Below are 22,543 nucleotides of genomic sequence, written 5' to 3' on the forward strand. Positions count from 1 at the left end.
AACGAGCCTATCGACTCGTTTTTTTATTAAGCTTTAGCAGCTTGGTAAAGTTCATTTACTTTATTCCAGTTAATAATTTCAAAGAAAGCTTTGATGTAGTTAGGACGAACATTACGATAGTTTAAGTAATAAGCATGCTCCCATACATCAAGCCCTAAAATAGGCTTCTTACCTTCCATAATTGGAGTATCTTGATTGGCAGTTGAAAGCACTTCAAGTTTGCCTTCAGCATTAACAACAAGCCAAGCCCAACCTGAACCAAAACGTCCTGTTGCTGCTGCTGTGAAAGCAGCTTTAAAGTCTTCAAATGAACCAAAAGTTGCATCAATGTCTTCAGATAAGTCTTGTGAAATTTGAGTTTCTTCTGGTGACATCAATTCCCAGAAAAGAGCGTGGTTAAGATGTCCACCACCGTTATTGATGACTGCCTGACGAATATCTTCTGGAATTTGAGAAATATCAGCTAAGAGTGCTTCTAAGTCTTCTCCAATTTCAGGATGTTTCTCAAGAGCAGCATTTGCATTAGCAACATAAGTTGCATGGTGCTTATCATGATGTAGTGTCATTGTCTCAGCATCAATATGTGGCTCAAGCGCATCATATGCATAGGGTAAATCTGGTAAAATAATTGCCATGTCGAAATCCTCTTTTCATCTATTGTTACCCTTATTCTATAGGAATTTGGAACAGCTTTCAACTCTTTTGTTTCTTTAATTAGGGCTTTTTATGAGCAATTTTTAATAAGGCTAAATCAAAGAGATAATCCTTATCATAAGTCCCTCTTTTAATAGCATAGTCAGTCTCGATTAAAATCCTAATCGCTTCTTTTAAAAAAGCGAGGGGAAGGTTTCTAGAATCTCTGACAGCAAATTTTACTTGATAAGGGTTGATTTTACGTCCTATGTAATGGGATAGTTCAGAAACAATTTGACTCTCTGACTTTCCTTTACTAGCCAATATTTTAACTTGCAAAAACATCCGAAACTGTCCTAACATGATTGCAATCAATTTGATTTCGTCTTCGCCTTGTAGACGTAAATCTCTTACTAAATCACGCGCTAAATCTATCCTGCCAAGTAAGACATCTTGAGTCAAATCAAATATATTATCTTGCAGGCTTTTAGGGATAGCCTCTCTAACATCATTGGACGAAATATGACCGTCTGTTTTATATGACTTTAAGAAAGCGATATTCGTTAAAGTATCACTAAAATCATAGTTAGACTTAATCAATAACTCATCAAAAACACCTGCTTCAAAAACTAATCCTTCTTGGTGAGCATATTTTTGAAAATACGTCTTTAAATCTGATTCTTTTAAAGTATTAGCCTCTAAAACACGAGCATCACGTTTCAATAACTTTACAAGTCGACGTTTTCCATCAAGTTTTCCTGGAGCACAAATAACAAGTCTCGTAGTATCTACAGGATTCTGCAAGTAGGCTTCAAAGCGCTTCATTGCTTGTTCATCTAAATAAGTTTTTTTATCAGTCGTAATATCTTGAAACTGATCAAAAATAACAACCTTGTAGTCTGATAAAAAAGGTAAACTTTCTAAGTCTAATTCCGCATTTTGATAGTCTTCTTCACTTAAATCAAAATAAGAATAGGCTAAATCGTCTTTATTGAATCCAATTACCTGAAATAGCTTCTCTTTCATCTGAGCATATTGCCCTAAATCTTCTCCTGCTAAAACAGTTACTAACCCTAAATTATCTGGGGTAATTCTCCCAATTTCTTCAATCGCAATCATATTCCTTATTATACCATAAGGAAACTTTTCAAGGTGTCAAATAATACTTAAAATCATTCATCAACTCTATGAGAAATAATTCCAAATTGACAATCTCGTATAAAATGGTCATTATTCTCTTCTAATTCTTTTTGTAAATTGACATCTTCTAACCCCTGAAGGTCGCTATATCTTTGTATTCTTTCTTTCATGATATTTAGTAGCCAAGATAGATCTGTACCAGTTTGTGACGTTTGAATGACATTTTCTGATACAAAATGGTCAACGATTAAGCCTGCTTCTAACATTAATTGCTCAAGTTGACTTCCAATATGAATGTGTCCTCCTTCCTTCTCAACAGTTTGCCAGATTAGTGATTGTATTTTATTCATATTTACAAAGCTAGGCTTAGCTAGTTCTAAACACATTGCATCACTTTCTTGAAAAACATAAAAACCTTTTTGCTTTAACAAAGGTGTTAAACTTTCTATTACTTTCTTTGGATTTTTTTGATACATTAATACACGACGTCCAATAATAGCATCAAAACTTTTTGTTTCAAAGGAGGAAAGTGCTGCTAAATCTGCATTTTGATAACTAACATTAGCATAGCCATTATCATGTCTAGCTTGCCATAAAAGTTGCTCATTAATATCAATTCCTACAACATCACCTTCTTTACCAACGATATCAGCAGCCAAACGCGTTAATTCCCCACTACCACAACCAATATCCATAACTCTCATACCGGGCTGCAAAGCTTTTTTTAATAATGTTTTTGAAAAATCTTCTCTGTGAAACATAATAACACTCTCCTCTCTTCTATTTTAGCAAATTAAAGGTTCATACGTACTATCAGCAAAAAATTATAATAGGTTGAAATTTTATAGCATTATTTTCTTGTTTTCGTATCTACTTTATTATAGAATAACAACTAATCATTTTTAGCATGACGAGCTCAATTACAAAAGGATAATCATGAAAAACTATCGAAAACTTATTGTACTACTTCTAATCTTTTTTGCCATTTTTATGGGAGCATATGCTTACACGCATATTGTTGAAAAAAGATCCCTAACTAGCAATACTATTGAAAAAACTCTACCTGTGGTAAATCAGATTAAGCCTCAAACCATTAAAGAATACCAAAATTACTTAACTAAGGTAGCTAAACGTAATGTTCTTCCTGTAGACATTCCTCAGGCATTAAATAATGAAAAGGTAGAAATTACCGCTACTGATGGCATGCAAACATTCACTTGGAATGATAAAAATAATCCTAAGCAAAAGGTTATCTTCTATGTTCATGGAGGATCATATATCCATCAAGCTTCTGAATTACAATATATTTTTGTCAATAAACTAGCTAAAAAATTAGATGCAAAAGTTGTCTTTCCTATTTACCCTAAAGCTCCTACATATAACTATAGTGATGCTATCCCCAAAATTAAAAAATTATACCAAAATACATTGGCTAGCGTCACATCTCCCAAACAGATTATCTTAGTAGGTGAAAGTGCAGGCGGAGGCCTTGCTTTAGGTCTTGCTGATAACCTTGTCACGGAGCATATCAAACAACCAAAAGAAATTATTTTAATATCACCATGGTTAGATATTGCTACTAATAATCCAAAGATTGAAAAAGTTCAAAAAAAAGATCCCCTTCTTAAAGCTTGGCAATTACAACAAGTAGCTCCTTACTGGGCAAATGGAAAAAAGAATTTTAAAAATCCTCAAGTTAGTCCTCTTTACAGTAGCCAATTTAACAAGATGGCTCCAATATCATTTTTTATAGGAACGCACGATATTTTCTACCCCGATAATCAATTATTACATCAAAAATTAGCAAAAGAAAACATTAAACACCACTATATCGTTGGTCAAAAAATGAACCACGTTTATCCAGTCTTACCGATTGCTGAAGCAGAGACTGCTTTCAAACAAATGCTTAAAATTATCAATCATTAAATAAAAAGGTTTCCAATCAAGTTTAGTTGGAAACCTTTTTTCTATTACTTTTGAATGACTAATTGTCTTGAGATAAAAACTCTGAGAATAAAACTTCTTGACTAATATTTTCAGCTAAAGCCTGTTTAAAAGCTAATTTCCCTAAATAATAGGATTTGTGGTCAATTGTTGGGAGTTTCAAAAGTTGCCCAACTAATAAACATTCCTGACCAATAATATAGGGACGTTTTTTCCTACTTTCTTCATAACCTTTTATTAGCCCTGCCGCAACTTCATCACTTGTAGCTAATATACCATCTATACTAACTTCTTTTACCAATTGATAAGATAAATTTAGTCCATCATTAAAGTCATGAACATTCCCAACTACCATATATGGAGATGATAGTTGCCCATAGACCTCTTGATAAGCTAATAATGCGGATTGATAGGTAGCAGAGGATTCATTATTCCTTGAAAATAATAAAACTAAGTGCTCCAAACCTCGTAACTTCATATCAGAAAATGCCTCTAGAAATGAAGAATAGCGATCAAGGTAAGCAGAGGATAGATGATTATATTCCTGCAATTTTTCACAAACTACTATTCGTCCATATTTTGCATAAGTTTCAATAATATCGAGGCTAATTGCTCTTGAAGTGAATATTAAAGCATCAATAGCTTCCATCTTGAGCTGTTTCAAGTAGGAAAGTTCTAATTCTTGGTTGTAATCCGAAGGCATCATAACAAGTTGATAGTCGGTAGTTTTAGCAGCATCTAATAGGCCATTTATTAATTGTGTAAAATAAGGATGGCGCGTGTGGGGAATGACGACACCTATTTTTTGTGTTTTGCCTCGACTTAAATCCCGCGCTAGTTGATTTGGTATATAATCCAATTCGGTGATAAGAGCCATTACTTTTTGTCGCGTCTCATCAGAAACATGTGGGTGATGATTGATAACACGGGAAACTGTTGATTTAGCAACACCTGCCTTTTTAGCTATATCACTAATACTTGTCATTATAAGGCTCCTACTTTAAAAATTTTTGAATCCCATATCCCACTCCGTCTTCATCATTAGACTTAGTTAGTTGATATGCTATCGCTTTGATATCATCAAAAGCATTATCCATAACAATAGGGTAACCTACCATTTCAAGCATAGGCAAATCATTATGTCCATCTCCAAATGCAGCCGTTTCTTCTCTAGCTAACTGCTCTTTTTGAAGGATGTAAGCAATTCCTTTAGATTTTTTGGCTAAGAGATGTGTAATTTCAAGATACGCTTTACCTGAACGTTGAATAGTGATTTCTGGTAACTCCAAACTTTGAAGATATTTTTCTAATTCTAGCATATTTGCTTCATCGAAAGTAATCATCATAATTTTAAAAGTATTTGTGTGACCTTCTAAAAACTGATCCTCATTATGAATAAACGTTGGGCATTGTTGAGTTAAACTATGTTCGTATCGGATTCCTTCATCTATTTTATCACAATACCAGTTATTAAGATCGTAATAAGATAAACTAACTTGAGGAAAATGAAACCGTATTCCTCTTAGCAATTGTTTTACTGTGCTTTTTTTAATGATTTGTGTATGAATAGGTAGAACTTGATTATTATCTCCTATTCTATAAATCAATCCTCCATTAAAAGCAACTTGGACTCCTCCTAATTGAAGTGCATCTACGGCATCCTTCATTTCCATAGGTGCCCTAGCAGACACTAAAGTTACTGGAATCGCTGCCTCACGTATTAAGGTAGCGTTACTTTTACTCACTTGTCCTTCACTATTTAATAGTGTACCATCCATGTCACAAAAAATACGTTTGATAGTCATAAAAAATACCTCTCTTCTTCTGAAATCAGTATAAATGCTGGAACCCGTTCCATGTCAAGCTTAAAATTACTGAATTCTTGCGAAAAATAGATTGTATTTAACAGATACGCAATCATTTTAATAAATCAACGAACTGTCTGAATATGCCACTTCCACCATCCTGTTAGCCTAATTGTACCTGATTGATCCGTTCGGAAAATCTTGCTTTTAATCTTTTGGAACCTTTGTAAAGTCTCTTGATGAGGATGCTGGTAACGATTATTTTTACCAGCTGACACTAGCACCACACTAGGAGACAACTTTTTCAGAAAGGATAGACTTGATGATCCCTTAGAACCATGATGTCCTGCTTTAAGGATATCTACTGATAAATTAGGATAAGCTTCTAATAACTGCTTTTCTCCCTCTTCCTCCAAATCACCGGTAAATAAGAAACCTTTTCCTAATAAATGTCCATATAAAACAATTGAATCATTATTTTTTCCATCACCCTTGTGCCATGGGTAAAGTACTTGTAAATAACTTCCCATGACAGAAAGTTTATCACCAGCTTCTATAGATTTTACAGCTACTCCTATCTTTGATAAACGCTTAACGTACTGCGAATTCGTTAAAGAACCTGAACTTGTAATCAAACGTGCAACTTTAAAATGCTTTGAGATAACTTCCATATCCCCCATATGATCTGTATCGGTATGAGTTATCACTAAATCATCTATCTTGCTAATACCTCTGCTTTTCAAGTAAGGAATGAGCGTTCTCTCAGCATTAGACTGATTTACTTTTTGTTTCCATTCTTCAGGCTGTTCAAATCTCACCCTTCCCCCAGTATCAATTAAAATTGTTTTTCCTAACCAATCCCTCACTAAAATACTATCTCCCTGTCCAACATCTAAAATCGCAACCTCGTTAGTAATTGGATTCTTAGTGATAAAAAACAAGGTAAAGATAATAAGAAGGGAGCAATAACGAAAACATTTAGAATGATAATAATCATAAAGTAATCCCAAAATTATAATCATGACTATTAAAAGAAAAAGGCTGGGCTTTCCAAAAATAAGTGGCCTTGGAAACAGTTGCCCAGTCCATTTTAATAACACTTCTAGGATTTCAAACAAACTATTAATACAACTTAATTTAACGATAGGCGATAAGACAAATATAACAGTTAATAAAGGCAAAAATATAATATCAAATGCAAAAGATAAAAGTGCTGTTAATATAATTGATATTGGTTGAAAACCTGAAAAATAGTAGGTTAGTATGGGAAGAATTCCTACAGAGACTGTCAAAGATTCGATAGCTAGTTTTTTTATACTCGAAAAATGATCAAAGGAGGTCATCGTAAGTATAAAAGCATAAGCAAAGCTAAGAACTCCTCCCGTAGTCAAAAGTGAGTGGGGGAGAGAGATAAGACAAATTAACAAGCAGAGAGCAAAGTTCTCATCTTTCTTGACACCGCTATGTGATAATAAAGATTGAATAAGTGCCCTAACAACTGAGATACTAAAGCCTGTTAAACCAGCATAAATTAGCGAGAATGGTATTTGAAGTAACCAAACATGGTCTAGGCGTAAGCCAATACGTAGACAGATATAACGAAAAATACCGAGAAAAAAACCTACTTGCATACCTGACAAAGCAAATAAATGTATAATACCTAGACTACTATATAAATCGGACATGTCATCAAAGGTCTTATCTAGATATCCAAACAAAAGCCCTGACATATAGTGACGCATAGGATTTGGAAAAGTTTGACTAATAACAATTGCACTTCTACGCCACTTAGACATAAGAGCAAAGAAAGACCTATGTTGAGATAAGCGTATCTGTTTTATCTTTGTCACTTTGGCGATACGATAAATTCCATGTCTTTTTAAATACTGACGATAATCAAAGCCATTAAAATGCCTTCTCTCCTCTGCTTCTTCGAGTTTGATATCTGCAATGATCATTATATTATTATCAAGATTTTGAAAATAATCTTTCTCACTTTTATTTTTTAATGTGTAAAAAGCTTGATAAGTGTTACCTGAAGCATCTGCCTGGAATGATAAAACATCACCATTGATAGAAATAGTATCAATACGCACTTCAATCTGGCTAATATGATTCGGTACTCTTTGATATTGGACATTCATATTGTGATTTTGCCATAAAAAATAAAATAAGAAAAAAATTACTATTGCTATTGTTTTAAAAATAGTTTCACGATCATATTGATAAATCAGAAAAATAAAAGTAAATAAAAGAAAGGCACAACCAAGCATTGTCCAAGAAAACACTAGTAAGTAAATTTGGAAGACCAACAATGCTAAATAAATAGGTTTTAGAGGAAAATACTTAGTCAATTGTAACATCTTGACGTAATTTTTCTAGTGTTTTCTCACCAATACCTGATACGTTTTTGAGGTCATCAATAGTTTTAAAACCACCTTGACTATCACGATAATCTAAAATATCTTGAGCTCTTTTAGCTCCAACGCCTGATATGGTCTGAAGACTTGATAAATCTGCTTTATTAAGATTAATTTTCCCCTTACTATTTCCCTGAGTGGCGATATTATTTGCTTTCTCCTCTTCCACAACAGTTATTTTTTCACCTTTTTGAGCAACATAGACAACCGTCTCATCTTGTAATTTCTGTGCTAGATTAACGGATTTACTATCAGCGAGATTGCTTAGTCCACCTGCACGCTTAATCGCATCTGTTACACGACTTTGAGAAGGCAAACTATAAACACCTGGATGATTGACTGCCCCTTTTACGTCAACCGTTACTTGATTAGATACTTTATCTTTGACGTGACTAATCATTGGTACCTTTTTTTCTGTTATAGTTGATACTTTTTTCTCTAAATTAATATTTAAATCGTCGTCTTTATAATGAGTGCCAAAATGATTTAAACCCAAAATTCCAAATAATAAGAGTCCTACAATAATTCCTGTTGTCTCCCATTTATGCGATTTAATTTTTTCCAATACTATTTCAAACATAAAAATATTCCTCCATTTACTTATTCGTAACTAAAGAGATTTTCCTATTAAAAACAAAAAACTATTTACTAAAAAGTAAATAGTTTCCATGTAACACTTATTTTAGATGTTTTTGTGGATCCCACACAAAGCTTGCTAAATAACTAAAAATTAGAGTTAGGACAAGCAAGACAATAGCTATAATTGCTAAAGGTAGACGATAAATATAAGTCAATGGATTTAATTTCTTACCATCATCATAAGTTTCATTTTCTCTATCTAAACGATCAAATTCTTCCTGAATACGACGAGATACTTCTGCAATCCCTTCGGCATCCATACGCTTAATATCAGAAACATCAATAGGGTTACCAAAATTCATATCAACACGATGCCCCTTTAATAGATTTTTAAAAACCATAGGACCTCTATATGCTGCTGGCATAATTCTGACTTTTGCCATTTTTGCAATAACAGCTACGCCTCCTTTGACATCTTTGGAGTGGCGGCTTCCACTCGGAAACATCACCAAAGAACGGTTACTATTTTTCAGCATCTTTACAGGATATCGAATAGCGTCTTGCCCTGGCTTTTCACGATCAATAGGGAAAGCACCGCACATTTTAATCCACCAACCAAACAAACGATTCGTGAATAATTCTTTTTTGGCCATAAAAATAAACTGTTTGGGTCTAGCAGCAAAAGCCATGTACACAGGATCCCAAAATGTTCTGTGTGGAGCTACTAAAATATAATTTTCATCATCTTTTAACATTTTATCTTCATTATGATAGTGCGCATTACCATTAGCCACCCAAATCAAGAACATAACTAAAGTACGTAAGTAAGTATAGAACATGTTTCTCCTCTACCTTTCATCAAGTAACTTCTATTTTATCATGCTTCCTTTTTTTTAGAAAGAATTATCTTAAAATCAACCTCCACACTTTCAAAACTAGTGCTAGGAAGCTGTAATTTTGCTATAATAAGCCTATGATAAATACAATTTTAAAAGAAAATGAACGCATTGATCAGCTTTTTTCAACTGATGTCAAAATCATCCAAAACAAAGAAGTTTTTTCCTACTCCATAGATAGTGTTTTATTGTCTCGGTTCCCTAAACTTCCTTCTCGTGGTCTTATCGTTGACTTATGCAGTGGTAATGGTGCTGTCGGTTTGTTTGCCAGCACCAAAACAAGTGCGACAATTATAGAGATCGAACTACAAGAGCGCCTTGCGGATATGGCTAAGCGTTCGATTAAGCTCAATAAATTGGAAAAACAGGTTACTATGATTAATGATGATTTAAAAAATCTTCTTGATCATGTTCAACGTTCAAACGTTGATTTAATGCTTTGCAATCCACCTTATTTCAAAGCAAGCGAAACCTCTAAAAAAAATCTAAGCCCGCATTATCTCCTTGCAAGACACGAAATAACAACAAACCTTAGAGAGATTTGTCAAATTGCTCAACATGCTCTAAAAACAAAAGGACGTATCGCTATGGTACATCGTCCAGACCGTTTCCTTGAAATTATTGATACGATGCGTCAGTTCAATTTAGCACCTAAACGTATCCAATTTGTTTATCCAAAATTAGGAAAAGATGCTAATATGCTTTTAATTGAAGCTATTAAAGATGGCTCGACAGAAGGTATGATAATACTTCCTCCTCTTGTTGTTCATCAAGATAATGGAGACTATACTGAGACTATTTTTGATATATATTTCGGAGAAAACGGAAAATCTCATGATTAAAGTTCCTGCTTATATGTATGTTTTAGAATGTTCAGATGGAACACTTTATACAGGTTATACTACAGATGTCAAGCGCCGTCTCAATACACACAATACCGGAAAAGGTGCTAAATATACTCGTGCGAGATTGCCAGTAAAACTTCTTTATTCTGAAGCTTTTAATAGCAAACAAGAAGCAATGAGGGCAGAAGCATTATTTAAACTAAAGACTCGGCAAGCAAAATTGACTTATATTAAACAACATAAAAATGAACAATAATACGATAATATACTAAGTGCAATGAGCCTGTCCTGGCTTCTTTAACTTTTAAATTTCAACCTCACTTTAATCTTTTGTCTTCATTCTTAAAGTTATAAGGCAATTTTACGGATATCACTATCTACGCTTTATCTTAAAAAATAAAAAAGGAGTCGCTCAGCAACTCCTTTTCGTAATCCTCTTATTTATCGCCTTTGTTGCGAATAACAAATCCAGTTTGTTTTTCACTTGAAGTGTTTTTATGAGGTTTTTTATTTTCTTGACGACGATTATCTTTCTTGAACTTATCATCACGACGTTTAAAATCACGACGACCACCACGATCATCACGGTCACGATTTCCACGACGATCACCACGATCATTGCGTCGACGATCGCCACCACGGCCATTACCTCGTCCACCTTTACCTTTAAAGCCACCACCTGATGGTTTAAATGGTAATGGTTTTTCACGTGTGATTTCAACTTCTGGTAACGATTCTGGATCCTGAACTGTTAAGCTTAAGACATAAAGAGCAAGTTCTTCTGGTGTGTATTGAGTTGCTAATTCCAAAGCATCGGCTTTAAATTTATCAAATTTAGAAACTAATTCCTGATCCTCAAAGTCACGTGCAATACGTTTCAATGCAACTTTTTTCTTAGCCTGAAATGCTTCGCTTGCAGTAGCAGGCTTCATTCCAGTCATACGTTTTTTAGTTAAGTTTTCAATAATTGTCAAATATCCCATTTCGTTTGGTGAAACAAAAGTGATAGATTGACCAGATTTACCAGCACGACCAGTACGTCCAATACGGTGAACATAACTTTCTGGATCTTGGGGAATATCATAGTTGTAAACATGTGTAACGCCTGAAATATCTAAACCACGCGCAGCAACATCTGTGGCAACAAGAATATCAATATGGTCATTTTTAAAGTCTCTGATAACACGAAGACGTTTATTTTGATCTAAGTCTCCATGAATTCCTTCTGCTCGGAAACCACGTAATTTTAGACCACGAGTTAATTCATCTACACGACGTTTCGTACGTCCAAAGACAATTGACAATTCTGGTTGATCAACGTCCATCAAACGTGTCATAGTATCGAATTTTTCATTTTCCTTAACGCGAACATAATACTGATCAACATTCACATTAGTTAATTCAGTTGCTTTAATTTTAACATGCTCAGGATCTTTCATGAATTTAACCCCGATACGTTTGATTGGATCAGGCATTGTCGCTGAGAATAAAAGAGTTTGACGTGCTTCTGGTACACGACTAATGATTGCTTCAATGTCCTCTAAAAATCCCATGTTAAGCATTTCGTCTGCTTCATCAAGAATAAGAGTTTCGATGTGATTAAGTTTAAGTGCTTTACGTTTAATTAAATCAAGTAATCGACCTGGAGTTCCAACAACAACGTGTGCTCCTGAACGTAATGCCTTGATTTGTTTTTCAATACTTGACCCACCATAAACAGAGCGGACCTTAACACCTTTATCGCGTCCAAAACGGAACAATTCTTCTTGTGATTGTACTGCAAGTTCACGTGTAGGAGCAATAATAAGTGCTTGAATAGTATTATCTTCAGTATGAATTTTATTTAAAGTTGGTAACCCAAAAGCTGCAGTTTTTCCTGTACCTGTCTGCGCTTGACCAATGACATCTTTGCCTTCAAGAGCAAGTGGGATAGTCATTTCTTGGATTGGTGATGGCTCTACAAAGCCTGCTTTTTCTACCGCTGAAAGAATATCTTGCGATAAGTTAAGTTCTGTAAATTTCAAATGTTTCTCTTTTCTAAAAGACAGTGCGAAGCTGCCTTATGAACCTTTATTAGTTATCTTTTCTGACAACCTACTTAGTGTAACACAATTAAAAGTAAAAAGATATAAAATAAGGTCAATCTAATAAATAACACGCTTTCATAAATTGCTAGTTCTATTAGTTGCTTCAGAAAATAGAAAAAGGCAATAAAAACCCTCCATCTATAAAGAAGGAGGGGTCATAGTTTATCTATCTAGAAAGCAACGTCTGCTTCACTTGGAATCTCCTTAGTGATATAGTGACGAATCTCTTTACTTGTTAGTACTTCTTTAAGTACTTTTATTTTATCACTATTTTTATTATCTTCACGAGCTACCAAGGCACCTGCAAAACGGATATCTGGTTTTTTCTCATATAATAATCTATCCCTTTTAGGAACTAGATTGATTTTTGTCACATATCCAGGGAAATTAAAGACAAGGTCATATTCAAAATAGGCCTGATTGAGGTTAAGTAATGCTACAGGTTCAATTCGTAATTTTTTAGGGTTAGTAATAATATCTTCGATAGCCTTGGTCTTTTTGGACGTATTCTTTAAGGTGATAAATTTCTTTTCTTGCAATAATAGCAGAGCTCTAGTCATATTGGCAGGATCAGACGGAATCGCTACCTTAGCACCGTCTTTAAGCTCGGCAATATTTTTCAAATGTTGACCATAAAAACCAGCCAATGAATGATAAATTGGTGTAATTGACACTAGATGACCATCATTTTCCTTATTAAAGATACTCATGAAAAATTCATGTTGTAAAAGGTTAGCATCATGTTCTTTGTTTTCTAAAGCAATGTTAGCCTGAATATAGTCAGAGACCATGACAACCTTTAAAGTATATCCTTTTTCTTTTACATTATCTTTAACCAAATCTAAAAAGGTAGATGTAGGTTTGCTGTAAGTTGCAACAGTAATCACCTTTTCTTTACTATTCTTATCTTTAATTTGCTTAGACGACATTGCTTGCTTAGTACATGCCACTAAACATAAAGACATCATGATTAGACATGTTAGGGAAAGTAATTTTTTCATAGTTCCTCTTTTCTTTTATTTTCTTGAGTAGCGGTTTGCTATAAAATAGCCCAAACTCTGTAAGATAAACACATATATTATAAATAAGACAACAATCAAGTACATAACTGGGTAGTCATACTCTTGATAGCCAAAACGATAGGCATATTCACCCAAACCTCCTGCACCAATAACTCCCATTATTGTCGAGTAGCCAAGAATACTTATAGCCGTTGCAGTAAATGATAAAACAAGGTCAATCTTGATGGAGGGGATTAAAAAATAATAAATTATCTGTCTCTTGTTAGCCCCTAGACTGAGAGCTCGATCTACAACAACTTGAGGTATATTTAATAAAGCTTGTTCCACATAACGTGCATACAAACTGACTGAAACCAAAGTAAGAGGTAAGATTGCCGCTATCGTTCCAAATGAGGTCCCAAAAATTAATCGATTGAGAGGGATTAAGATAAAAATAAAAATAAGGAAAGGGACACTCCGTAACGTACCTAAAAATAAATTTAGTAGTTGATAGGCTAAAGAATGTTTAATCAAGTAAGACTTTCTCAATGAAAACAATAAAATACCTGTTGGAAAAGCAATTAGAAAACAAAGAATCAAGGTTAACCCTAACATTAAATTGGTTTCCCAAAATGATTTTAAGATACCTTCGCCATGTTTTTCAATAATGTCAATCATGTAACAAAAACTCCTTTACTTGATCTACGTAGTTTGACTTTAATTGATTCAGAGTTGCTTTCACTGGAACAACAGTATCTACAATAGTCTGGTGATCCAAAATCATTACACTATCACAATATTGTTTTAAAAGAGATAGGTGATGAGCAATCATCAAGATAGAGATACCATATTTTTCACGAAGATCAGACAACAAGTTAAATATCTCTTTTTCACTATTAGTATCTAAGGCAGAGCTGATCTCATCACATAGAATAAGTTTCGGTTTTTGCAAAACAGCCATAGCGATTGCAACTTTTTGTTGCTGCCCACCACTCAAACTATGGCATTTCACCTGTTTTAAATCCATCAAACCTAAAAAATCTAAGATATCATTAATTGCGTCATGATTTACTTTTTGATGATTTAATTTATAAACTAAAGCTAGATGATAATATACACTTTCTCCTGCTAACAAATTATGATTTTGAAAAATATAAGCAATATCTTTACGCATCTGACGTAACTTATTATCAGAAAAAGACTTCACTTCTTTTCCTTGATAATAAATATTTCCTTTATCATAAGGGATTAAGCCATTAATCATCTTCAAAATAGTACTCTTTCCAGTACCATTAGAACCAATCAGACCAACTATCTCGCCTTCTTCTATATTAAAAGAAATATCATCTAATCTAAACTGTGATTTTGGAAAAATTTTCCCAACACTCTTTAATTCTATTATCATTATTTAATACTCCTCAAAAAAATATCTTATCAAAAAAATATCTTATCAAAAAAATATAGCGTTTTCAAAATATATGCTTGAGGCCTACTATACTTCAAAATAAAAGCAGTGATAAAAATCACTACTTTTATTTTGAAAATGAGAATTTAGCACTATTAAAAGTTATAATTAAAACAAATAACTCTTAGTATCAACATTGCTAAATTGTTTATTTTAAAACAGCTGTCGCCAAAGCTTTCTGTATACTCACTATGTTACGGTCGTTCTTAAACTGAAGTACTTCTGCTGGTTCTATTGCTGATGATATCCAAATCTTTAACTCAGCATCTAAATCAAAATGACCACTAGTTTCCACTGTAAAACGTGATATAGAAGCATAAGGTATAGAATTATAAGAAACCTTTTTACCTGTCACCCCCTGTTTATCGACTAAAATTAAACGATAATTAGTAAAAACAATCAAATCACGAATTAAAGTATAAGCTAAATCAACCTGTTCATCTGGAATCAGAATATCCGATAACTGATTCTCGACTTTATCGGTATCCATTTGTGAAGCATTTCCTATTAATCCCGAAAAAATTCCCATGTTAATCTCCAATCTTTTCTATGTATTATAACTATTTTAGTCTAAAAAACTTAAAAAGTCACTCAAATTTGAGTGACTTTAAATTTTACATTTTTTCTTCAAGCTTCACATCAGGATACTTATCAGCAAACCAGCGAAGTGCAAAATCATTTTCAAATAGGAAAACTGGTTGGTCAAAACGATCTTTTGCCAAAATATTTCGGCTTGAGGACATGCGTTCGTCTAAATCGTCTGAGTTAATCCAACGTACAGTCTTTTTACCCATTGGTGTCATAACAACTTCAGCATTGTATTCACCTTCCATACGATGTTTAAAAACTTCAAACTGAAGTTGACCCACAGCACCCAGCATGTATTCGCCTGTCTGATAATTCTTATAAAGCTGAATCGCTCCTTCTTGTACTAATTGCTCAATACCTTTGTGGAATGATTTCTGCTTCATAACATTTTTTGCTGATACTTTCATAAATAATTCTGGGGTAAAAGTTGGTAATGGTTCAAATTCAAATTTATTTTTCCCAACCGTTAAGGTATCCCCAACTTGATAAGTTCCTGTATCATAAACCCCGATAATATCCCCAGCAACAGCATTCGTCACATTTTCTCGTGATTCTGCCATAAATTGAGTAACATTGGAGAGCTTAGCACCTTTACCAGTACGTGTCAAATTAACTCCCATGCCGCGCTCAAATTCACCAGAAACAATACGAACAAAAGCAATACGGTCGCGATGACGTGGGTCCATGTTAGCTTGAATTTTAAAGACAAAACCTGAAAAATCTTTAGCTAAGGGGTCAATAACATTACCTTCTGTAGTCTTGTGACCATGAGGTTCTGGAGCAAACTCCAAGAAAGTATCAAGAAAAGTCTGAACTCCAAAGTTCGTAAGGGCAGAGCCAAAGAATACTGGAGTTAGGTCACCATCAAGAATAGCTTGTTCTGAAAAGTCATTACCTGCTTCTTGAAGAAGTTCAATATCTTCTTTGACTTGTTCATAAAATGGATTATTGGCAAACAGCTGATCGCCGTCTTCAATACTTGCAAAACGCTCGTCTCCCTTATAGAGTTCTAAACGTTTATTATGTAAATCATAAAGCCCTTCAAATGATTTCCCCATACCAATTGGCCAATTCATTGGATAAGAAGCAATACCTAGTACTTCTTCTAACTCTTCAAGCAAATCCAGTGGCTCACGTCCATCACGGTCCAATTTATTAATAAACGTAAAAACCGGAATATTACGATGCTTAACAACTTCAAAAAGTTTTTTAGTTTGAGCCTCAATACCTTTAGCCGAATCTACAACCATAACAGCTGCATCCACAGCCATTAAGGTCCGGTATGTATCTTCCGAGAAATCCTCATGTCCAGGTGTATCCAAAATATTAACACGTTTATCCGCGTAATCAAATTGCATGACAGATGAAGTAACAGAGATACCACGTTGCTTTTCAATATCCATCCAGTCGGACTTTGCAAAAGTACCTGATTTTTTCCCTTTTACTGTCCCTGCTTCTCTAATTTCACCACCAAAATATAATAGTTGCTCAGTAATAGTCGTCTTACCAGCATCCGGGTGAGAGATGATGGCAAAAGTACGGCGTTTTTTGATTTCGTCTTGTAATGTCATATTCAATCCTTAGCTTTTATCCATTTCTTAGTATTATTTTCAGTAGTCTCAACTGAAACAATAATCTTGTCTATAACTTTATTATTATAGCGAATTTAACAACATTCTTCAAGTTCAATCTATTTCCGAAGAAAGAAGAGAAGCCTGTGTCTAAAGACCCAAGCTTCTAAAATAAATTATTTTGATCGTGATTTTTTAAGGAAGCCTAACATAATCGCTAACCCTGTTACAATAAAACCAACCAAAGTTAAAATACTAATGGCTTGATCACCAGTTTTAGGCAATTTTTTAGCTAAGGCTGTCATAGCTTTTGGCTTAGCACCTATAGCCTTAACACTTGACTTCAAACTAGAAGATTGACTTTTCGTGAACTTCTTAGGAGAATCGTCCTTTTTATTTTTAATTGGTGCTGTTGGTTTCGAAGTAGGTGGTACTGGTTTTGGAGTATCTAAGAGTTCCTTTTCCTTCTCTTGGTTCATTTCTTTATCCAATTTATCAGGAGTAACAGGTTTTTCTTTCTTAATTTGTTTATCTGTTAGAAAAACACTGACATCACTACCAACAAGGGCAGTTTTAGACATCTCAATACCATTTACAAAAATATTGTATAACGTTCCTGCCATTAATTTATTGGCGAACCTTGCTTTGCCATCTTTTTCAGTCAAACCTTTTGCAACAATTGTCCCATTTGAATTAGTTAATGTCACTTCTTGGTTTGCTATAGTATTTCCATTAGCATCGTAAACAGTTACAACCGCTGCTTCTGCACTAAATTGAGGTGCTTTGGTACCTTTACCATCTACATAGAATGCAGCCGCTTTATGAGAGCCTGCTACATCAGTTCGAAGAGTATAGCCCTTTGATTTTCCATCAATTGAAACACTGATATTTCTTGATAATGGTAGGTTGGTAAAGATAGCTTGTCCATTATCATTCGTTTTTAAAGAAGCAAGCGCTACTGCTTTACCATCAGTAATATCAGTCAACGTTACTTCTTTTCCCTTAACAACAAGTCCATCTTTATCTAAAGCAGTGACTGTAAAGGTAAAATAATCTTTTTTAGGTGCAACATTAACATATGCACTTCTTGATTCTCCAGGTACAATATCACCAATTTTTTTCCCATCAACAAAATATTGGTAGAATGTTCCATCTAGTAAACGATCAGTAAAGCGAGTTAATCCATTGTCACCAGAAACCAAGCTAGCAATCTCACGACCAGCTTGTGTTTTTAAGGTAACTGTCCTGCCTGAAACAGGTTCAGCATTTTGGTCTCTCACTGTAATGTCTATGGTTTTTTTTGAATACGTTGGCTCATTTGTCCCTACTCCTGTTGCTGTAAAACTAGCTGCTTTACTAGAGCCTGCTACGTCAGTTCGAATAGTATATCCTTTTACTTGTCCATCAACAGACACACTAAGGTTACGTTTTATAGGGAGATTATTAAAAATAGCTTGTCCGGCATCATTCGTTTTCACACTTGCAATAATTTTAGGCTGACCACTTGTCACCTCTGACAAAGTTACCAATTTTCCCGGCAAGACACGCGTCTGACTATCTACAACGGTTGCTACAAAATGGAAACCTTGTTGTGCACTTGCTGCCATTACTGGTGTCTCAGCTTTAGCGTTCACAGGTAATTGAGACGTTAATACAATACCTGATAATACCGCTACAGTTACCAAACCTAATTTGGTATTGAATGATTTATTCATTACTATTTTCCTCCAGAAAAAATATATTTCAAAAATAATTAACCGGTTAAGTTTTTATTACGTACTATATCTTAGCAGATTAATAATTAGCGGTCAATCATAAAAATAGCTAAAAATGAAAAACATTATCCAGCTATTTATTTTTTAATAGCTAGATAACATAATAATATTAAAATAATTAAGATTCTTCTGTTTTAAGACTAGCTCTCATTCTCACTTTTTGGAAAATTTGTTTAACAAATAGGACGAGAAAACTTAATAGAGTTGTCACTATCAAAAGGTTTAAAAAGGGATTTGTTATTCCTAGTATTGGTGTCTTCATCATAAAGCCATAATTTCCCCCAGTCAAGAGGTTAATAAAAATCAAAGACATATTAATGAGAAGCGTTAGTTGTATAATCAATTTTGGATTTAATTTGTCCAAATTGGACTGTGTCATCAGATGTAGTAAACTAAGGACAAATAAAGCAAAATGTCCAATAAAGAAGAAAATATTAGTCACATGTAGAAACTGGTAAGGGTAAAAGTCTGGGTGAATCATTGCCAATACTCCACCTACTACTCCTAACAATGCGAAATAATCCTTTAATATTCCAGGCCTCGCTAAGAGAACGACAAACATGCCTATTCGACAATGGTAAAGGGGAAGACTTTCAGATAAAGGCAATTTTGCCCAGAAAAACCAAGTATAAATCGTAATTAACTGAAGTCCTAAAAGGATACTCCAAATAGTTTTATACAAAGGCCTATCTCTATTAACCAAAGTCAGCCACATCAGAAAAGGTAAGACAGATAAAATCAAACTATGGATAAGTAAAGGCATCTGCGGAATCTCTGTTCTGATATTAGAAAAGAATTCTATCATTTTAGTATTATCTTTCTATCATTTTTTTACTAGATACTTAGTATATCAAATTATTTGCTATAAGACAAAACTATTTTTCAAAGAAAAAACTCTTTGGCAAAACCAAAGAATTTTAAATTAGATATATACTACACAACTTTAGTTGTTAATTTTCTTAAATATAGAGATAACAATAATCCGAATAAAAATAAAAAACCAAAAACCATTAATGTCAATTGATAGGAATTTCCCCATGAATATGTCTTTGATAACAATAGGGGCCCAAACAGACCTGCCATTGCCCATGCTGTTAAACTATAACCATGTAAAGTAGCTAATTCCTTTGTTCCAAAAATATCACTTAGATAAGCAGGTAATAAGGAAAAACCTGCACCATAACAAGTCATTAAAATAGACATCGCTATTGCAAATACAATAGCATTGAATGACAAAAATAAACTAGAAGTCATAATAAAGTTCACAATAAATAATATTATAAAGGTCAACGGGCGTCCAATGTAGTCAGAGAGACTTGCCCATAACAGACGTCCAAAACCGTTAAATATCCCTAGTACCCCTACTAATAAGGCTGCAGATTCTGCGGAATAGCCTGCTAAATCTTGTGCCATTGGTGAAGCTGCTGATATTAAACCTAAGCCACACGAAATATTAATAAACAAGGTCAACCAAATGATGTAAAAGGTTTTTGATTTTATAGCAACGTTTGCTTTTAATCCAGTGATAATTTGTGAATTCATAGCATTCTTTTTACCATCGTGAGTCAAAATAGTTATTTTTTCCTGAGGTGGTTGTTTAATAAATTGTGAGGCAATCATCATGACAAAAAAATATACTAATCCCAAAATATAAAATGTTTTACCTACACCAATCCTAATCATTAAGGATTGTGCAAGCGGACTTGTTACTAAAGAAGCAAAGCCAAATCCCATAATAGCGAATCCTGTTGCTAGTCCCCTCCTATCAGGAAACCATTTAATAATAGTCGATACTGGAGTAATATAACCTGAACCAAGTCCGATTCCTCCTAAAATACCGTATGCAACATACAGTAACCATAACTGCTGAGTTTCAATGCCTAAGCCTGTTAACACATTCCCTGCTCCATATAAAATAGCAGAAATCATTCCCATTATCCTAGGACCAAAACGCTCTACTAAGTGTCCCATAAAAGCTGCAGACATTCCTAGACAAAAAATAGCCAAACTAAAAGCGAATGAAACTGATGAAATATCCCAACCAGTCTCTGAGATGATTGGGTTACGAAACACACTCCAAGCATAAGTTGATCCTAGCATTAAATGTAAAACGACTCCAGAAACCGCAACTACATAACGATTTAAATTTTTCAAACAATCCTCCTAAAAACGAACTTAAGTTTTATTTTTAAAAATATAGTTCGTAATAAACAGATTATCAAAAAACTGAATATATCACCAGTTTTCTGCTTAGCATATCTATTTTCCTCAATAAAACTGAATATTATTCGTGATTAAAAAACAAAAAAGTTAGGGTAACTTGTTACCCTAACCCCTCTATTATCCTACTTCAAGAATATCAACTATTTTAGAAAGATTCATTGAGTTAGAACCTTTTAATAATATTTGATCTTTCTCCTTAAGAGTATCTTTTACTTTTGCAAGCAATTGATCAAACTGATCTACTTCTTGATTCTTTTTAAAGAAATACACTTTACCAATTGGGAACATCTGGCTTGCTAATTGAGCCAACCCCTCAATATCCTGGCCATAACAAATCAAAGTATCAATAGAGTCAGGTCTGATACTCATAATCATTTGATTATGTAAATCCACAGATTGTTCTCCCAGTTCTTTCATATCAGCTAAAAGAGCAATCTTCTTTCCACCATCATTATTGGGAATAGCTGAAAAGGTTTCTAGTATCAATCGCATAGCCGTTGGGTTAGCATTGTAAACATCTGATAAAATATCTGCTCCATTGGCTGATTTCTTCCATTCGGTGCGATTACGAGTTAGTTGAAGATTTTCTAGAGCATCCACTATATCTTCTTCTGCTACTGCTAATAATTTTCCAACATAGGCAGCGACCATCGCATTAGTTGCATTGTACTTACCAGGTACTGGTATACGTAATTGGTGCTCCAAAGCATTAGTTTTAAAAGTTAAGGAATGTTTTTCTTCTTTGAGTTCTGTCACCTGCAATTCTTGGTCATGACCAAAACGAATAGTCATCTGGTTTGCTGGAAGATATGGATCAATAATTGGATCTCCCGGTGCAATTAATATGCCATCTGAACTCATACCATCTGTGATTTGCATTTTCCCTTCTGCAATCTTTTCTCGACTACCAAAAAATTCTAAGTGTGCTTCACCAATCAAAGTAACAACAGCAATACGTGGTTTTGCAATTTCAGATAACACATGGATATCTCCAAGATGATCCTGTCCCATCTCCAAAACAATTTTTTCAGTATCTTCTGGCATGTGTAGCACAGTATAGGGTAAGCCAATCTCGTTATTGTAGTTTCCTTGTGTTTTATAAGTCTTATATGTGGTTGATAAGATTGCAGCTATCATATCTTTAGTTGTTGTCTTACCATTTGAGCCAGTTACTGCAATAACATCAACGTTCATCTTTTCAATATAATACTGTGCCAAGACTTGAAATGCTTTAAGTGCATCAGACACTAAAAGATAAGGATGACCTTCTATTTCCTTCTCTGAAATGGTTGCTATTGCTCCATTATCAAAAGCCATCTCTATAAACTCATGTCCATCTCTTGCTCCTTTTAAGGGAAGAAATAAGTCACCTTCACTGATATTACGACTATCAAATTCAATATTTCCCAGGGGAACGTCTTCAAACTCTGATACTTGATTTTTAGCGCCAACTACTTTAGCAACTTCATGCAAACTAAGCTTCATATCATTTCCTTTTCTATTATTTAGCAACAATGTTGTAGATAGTATGCTATCCCTTATAAACGAATATACTCCTAAATTATAACACA

The 22,543-nt window shown here is 34.1% G+C and carries 21 protein-coding genes; 3 read left to right on the plus strand and 18 right to left on the minus strand.

Going from position 1 to position 22,543, the window contains the following annotated elements; genetic code table 11:
- Positions 1-26 precede the first annotated feature (26 nt).
- From sodA to HMPREF9171_RS106740, 3 genes are all read right to left on the minus strand, one after another.
- Positions 27-635, minus strand: coding sequence for a superoxide dismutase SodA (gene sodA / locus HMPREF9171_RS106750; protein ID WP_000974715.1), 609 nt, complete (start codon positions 633-635; stop codon positions 27-29).
- A gap of 79 nt (positions 636-714) precedes the next feature.
- Positions 715-1,752, minus strand: a complete 1,038-nt coding sequence (gene holA / locus HMPREF9171_RS106745) for a DNA polymerase III subunit delta (RefSeq protein ID WP_000560292.1) — start codon at positions 1,750-1,752, stop codon at positions 715-717.
- Between the two features lie 53 nt (positions 1,753-1,805).
- Entirely contained in the window at positions 1,806-2,534 is a 729-nt protein-coding gene (locus HMPREF9171_RS106740; RefSeq protein WP_000468971.1) for a methyltransferase domain-containing protein, read from the minus strand.
- Positions 2,535-2,709: 175 nt separating this feature from the next.
- Here HMPREF9171_RS106740 and HMPREF9171_RS106735 point away from each other — a divergent pair, with 175 nt between their 5' ends.
- Complete coding sequence (locus HMPREF9171_RS106735; RefSeq protein ID WP_000800987.1) at positions 2,710-3,699, plus strand: alpha/beta hydrolase fold domain-containing protein; 990 nt, start codon at positions 2,710-2,712, stop codon at positions 3,697-3,699.
- Between the two features lie 58 nt (positions 3,700-3,757).
- Here HMPREF9171_RS106735 and HMPREF9171_RS106730 read toward each other — a convergent pair whose 3' ends face one another.
- The 5 genes from HMPREF9171_RS106730 to HMPREF9171_RS106710 all read right to left on the minus strand — a co-directional run bounded on the left by HMPREF9171_RS106730 (position 3,758) and on the right by HMPREF9171_RS106710 (position 9,360).
- Positions 3,758-4,702 (minus strand): LacI family DNA-binding transcriptional regulator, encoded by a 945-nt coding sequence (locus HMPREF9171_RS106730; RefSeq protein WP_000200832.1) that lies wholly within the window; start codon positions 4,700-4,702, stop codon positions 3,758-3,760.
- 10 nt (positions 4,703-4,712) lie between these two features.
- Positions 4,713-5,522, minus strand: coding sequence for a Cof-type HAD-IIB family hydrolase (locus tag HMPREF9171_RS106725; RefSeq protein ID WP_000153219.1), 810 nt, complete (start codon positions 5,520-5,522; stop codon positions 4,713-4,715).
- Between the two features lie 125 nt (positions 5,523-5,647).
- Positions 5,648-7,885, minus strand: a complete 2,238-nt coding sequence (locus HMPREF9171_RS106720) for a DNA internalization-related competence protein ComEC/Rec2 (RefSeq protein ID WP_000939913.1) — start codon at positions 7,883-7,885, stop codon at positions 5,648-5,650.
- Entirely contained in the window at positions 7,869-8,522 is a 654-nt protein-coding gene (locus HMPREF9171_RS106715; RefSeq protein ID WP_000461746.1) for a helix-hairpin-helix domain-containing protein, read from the minus strand. Before HMPREF9171_RS106715 ends, HMPREF9171_RS106720 begins: the two co-directional genes overlap by 17 nt.
- A 97-nt stretch (positions 8,523-8,619) precedes the next feature.
- Positions 8,620-9,360, minus strand: coding sequence for a lysophospholipid acyltransferase family protein (locus HMPREF9171_RS106710; protein ID WP_000500220.1), 741 nt, complete (start codon positions 9,358-9,360; stop codon positions 8,620-8,622).
- Between the two features lie 134 nt (positions 9,361-9,494).
- On the opposite strand from HMPREF9171_RS106710, the gene HMPREF9171_RS106705 reads away from it, so the two are divergent.
- Both HMPREF9171_RS106705 and HMPREF9171_RS106700 read left to right on the plus strand, forming a co-directional pair.
- The gene (locus tag HMPREF9171_RS106705) at positions 9,495-10,259 is read left to right on the plus strand and encodes a tRNA1(Val) (adenine(37)-N6)-methyltransferase (protein WP_000611116.1); all 765 of its coding nucleotides are present in this window, start codon (positions 9,495-9,497) and stop codon (positions 10,257-10,259) included.
- Complete coding sequence (locus HMPREF9171_RS106700; RefSeq protein ID WP_000598734.1) at positions 10,252-10,518, plus strand: GIY-YIG nuclease family protein; 267 nt, start codon at positions 10,252-10,254, stop codon at positions 10,516-10,518. Before HMPREF9171_RS106705 ends, HMPREF9171_RS106700 begins: the two co-directional genes overlap by 8 nt.
- 181 nt (positions 10,519-10,699) lie before the next feature.
- Here HMPREF9171_RS106700 and cshA read toward each other — a convergent pair whose 3' ends face one another.
- The 10 genes from cshA to HMPREF9171_RS106650 form a co-directional block, all read right to left on the minus strand.
- Positions 10,700-12,286: a degradosome RNA helicase CshA gene (gene cshA, locus HMPREF9171_RS106695; protein ID WP_000673086.1), complete on the minus strand. Its 1,587-nt coding sequence runs from the start codon at positions 12,284-12,286 to the stop codon at positions 10,700-10,702.
- 233 nt (positions 12,287-12,519) lie between these two features.
- On the minus strand, positions 12,520-13,350 hold the full coding sequence (locus tag HMPREF9171_RS106690) for a MetQ/NlpA family ABC transporter substrate-binding protein (protein ID WP_000735511.1): 831 nt from the start codon (positions 13,348-13,350) through the stop codon (positions 12,520-12,522).
- A gap of 15 nt (positions 13,351-13,365) precedes the next feature.
- The gene (locus tag HMPREF9171_RS106685; protein WP_000565395.1) at positions 13,366-14,028 is read right to left on the minus strand and encodes a methionine ABC transporter permease; all 663 of its coding nucleotides are present in this window, start codon (positions 14,026-14,028) and stop codon (positions 13,366-13,368) included.
- Entirely contained in the window at positions 14,021-14,755 is a 735-nt protein-coding gene (locus HMPREF9171_RS106680; protein ID WP_000582851.1) for an ATP-binding cassette domain-containing protein, read from the minus strand. The genes HMPREF9171_RS106685 and HMPREF9171_RS106680 overlap by 8 nt, the downstream gene beginning before the upstream one ends.
- A 208-nt stretch (positions 14,756-14,963) precedes the next feature.
- On the minus strand, positions 14,964-15,344 hold the full coding sequence (locus HMPREF9171_RS106675; RefSeq protein WP_000510899.1) for a PH domain-containing protein: 381 nt from the start codon (positions 15,342-15,344) through the stop codon (positions 14,964-14,966).
- A gap of 85 nt (positions 15,345-15,429) precedes the next feature.
- Positions 15,430-16,974: a peptide chain release factor 3 gene (locus HMPREF9171_RS106670; protein WP_000174824.1), complete on the minus strand. Its 1,545-nt coding sequence runs from the start codon at positions 16,972-16,974 to the stop codon at positions 15,430-15,432.
- Between the two features lie 176 nt (positions 16,975-17,150).
- Complete coding sequence (locus HMPREF9171_RS106665) at positions 17,151-18,689, minus strand: LPXTG cell wall anchor domain-containing protein (protein WP_001043081.1); 1,539 nt, start codon at positions 18,687-18,689, stop codon at positions 17,151-17,153.
- Between the two features lie 178 nt (positions 18,690-18,867).
- On the minus strand, positions 18,868-19,554 hold the full coding sequence (locus tag HMPREF9171_RS106660) for a YwaF family protein (RefSeq protein WP_000569013.1): 687 nt from the start codon (positions 19,552-19,554) through the stop codon (positions 18,868-18,870).
- A 128-nt stretch (positions 19,555-19,682) separates the two neighbouring features.
- Positions 19,683-20,903: an L-lactate MFS transporter gene (locus HMPREF9171_RS106655; protein ID WP_000793490.1), complete on the minus strand. Its 1,221-nt coding sequence runs from the start codon at positions 20,901-20,903 to the stop codon at positions 19,683-19,685.
- 186 nt (positions 20,904-21,089) lie between these two features.
- On the minus strand, positions 21,090-22,457 hold the full coding sequence (locus HMPREF9171_RS106650) for a UDP-N-acetylmuramoyl-tripeptide--D-alanyl-D-alanine ligase (RefSeq protein ID WP_000777522.1): 1,368 nt from the start codon (positions 22,455-22,457) through the stop codon (positions 21,090-21,092).
- Between the last annotated feature and the right edge of the window lie 86 nt (positions 22,458-22,543).

Source organism: Streptococcus agalactiae ATCC 13813 (assembly GCF_000186445.1).
In the GTDB taxonomy this organism is placed as follows: domain Bacteria; phylum Bacillota; class Bacilli; order Lactobacillales; family Streptococcaceae; genus Streptococcus; species Streptococcus agalactiae.

What these genes read in the sequence shown, in the direction of transcription:
- HMPREF9171_RS106715 (WP_000461746.1), bottom strand. Translation starts at nt 8,522, where the DNA reads ATGTTTGAAATAGTATTGGAAAAAATTAAATCGCATAAATGGGAGACA.
- HMPREF9171_RS106700 (WP_000598734.1), top strand. Translation starts at nt 10,252, where the DNA reads ATGATTAAAGTTCCTGCTTATATGTATGTTTTAGAATGTTCAGATGGA.
- HMPREF9171_RS106710 (WP_000500220.1), bottom strand. Translation starts at nt 9,360, where the DNA reads ATGTTCTATACTTACTTACGTACTTTAGTTATGTTCTTGATTTGGGTG.
- HMPREF9171_RS106720 (WP_000939913.1), bottom strand. Translation starts at nt 7,885, where the DNA reads ATGTTACAATTGACTAAGTATTTTCCTCTAAAACCTATTTATTTAGCA.
- HMPREF9171_RS106740 (WP_000468971.1), bottom strand. Translation starts at nt 2,534, where the DNA reads ATGTTTCACAGAGAAGATTTTTCAAAAACATTATTAAAAAAAGCTTTG.
- HMPREF9171_RS106680 (WP_000582851.1), bottom strand. Translation starts at nt 14,755, where the DNA reads ATGATAATAGAATTAAAGAGTGTTGGGAAAATTTTTCCAAAATCACAG.
- HMPREF9171_RS106660 (WP_000569013.1), bottom strand. Translation starts at nt 19,554, where the DNA reads ATGATAGAATTCTTTTCTAATATCAGAACAGAGATTCCGCAGATGCCT.
- HMPREF9171_RS106730 (WP_000200832.1), bottom strand. Translation starts at nt 4,702, where the DNA reads ATGACAAGTATTAGTGATATAGCTAAAAAGGCAGGTGTTGCTAAATCA.
- HMPREF9171_RS106725 (WP_000153219.1), bottom strand. Translation starts at nt 5,522, where the DNA reads ATGACTATCAAACGTATTTTTTGTGACATGGATGGTACACTATTAAAT.
- HMPREF9171_RS106705 (WP_000611116.1), top strand. Translation starts at nt 9,495, where the DNA reads ATGATAAATACAATTTTAAAAGAAAATGAACGCATTGATCAGCTTTTT.
- HMPREF9171_RS106690 (WP_000735511.1), bottom strand. Translation starts at nt 13,350, where the DNA reads ATGAAAAAATTACTTTCCCTAACATGTCTAATCATGATGTCTTTATGT.
- HMPREF9171_RS106685 (WP_000565395.1), bottom strand. Translation starts at nt 14,028, where the DNA reads ATGATTGACATTATTGAAAAACATGGCGAAGGTATCTTAAAATCATTT.
- HMPREF9171_RS106675 (WP_000510899.1), bottom strand. Translation starts at nt 15,344, where the DNA reads ATGGGAATTTTTTCGGGATTAATAGGAAATGCTTCACAAATGGATACC.
- HMPREF9171_RS106735 (WP_000800987.1), top strand. Translation starts at nt 2,710, where the DNA reads ATGAAAAACTATCGAAAACTTATTGTACTACTTCTAATCTTTTTTGCC.
- holA (WP_000560292.1), bottom strand. Translation starts at nt 1,752, where the DNA reads ATGATTGCGATTGAAGAAATTGGGAGAATTACCCCAGATAATTTAGGG.
- sodA (WP_000974715.1), bottom strand. Translation starts at nt 635, where the DNA reads ATGGCAATTATTTTACCAGATTTACCCTATGCATATGATGCGCTTGAG.
- HMPREF9171_RS106650 (WP_000777522.1), bottom strand. Translation starts at nt 22,457, where the DNA reads ATGAAGCTTAGTTTGCATGAAGTTGCTAAAGTAGTTGGCGCTAAAAAT.
- HMPREF9171_RS106665 (WP_001043081.1), bottom strand. Translation starts at nt 18,689, where the DNA reads ATGAATAAATCATTCAATACCAAATTAGGTTTGGTAACTGTAGCGGTA.
- HMPREF9171_RS106670 (WP_000174824.1), bottom strand. Translation starts at nt 16,974, where the DNA reads ATGACATTACAAGACGAAATCAAAAAACGCCGTACTTTTGCCATCATC.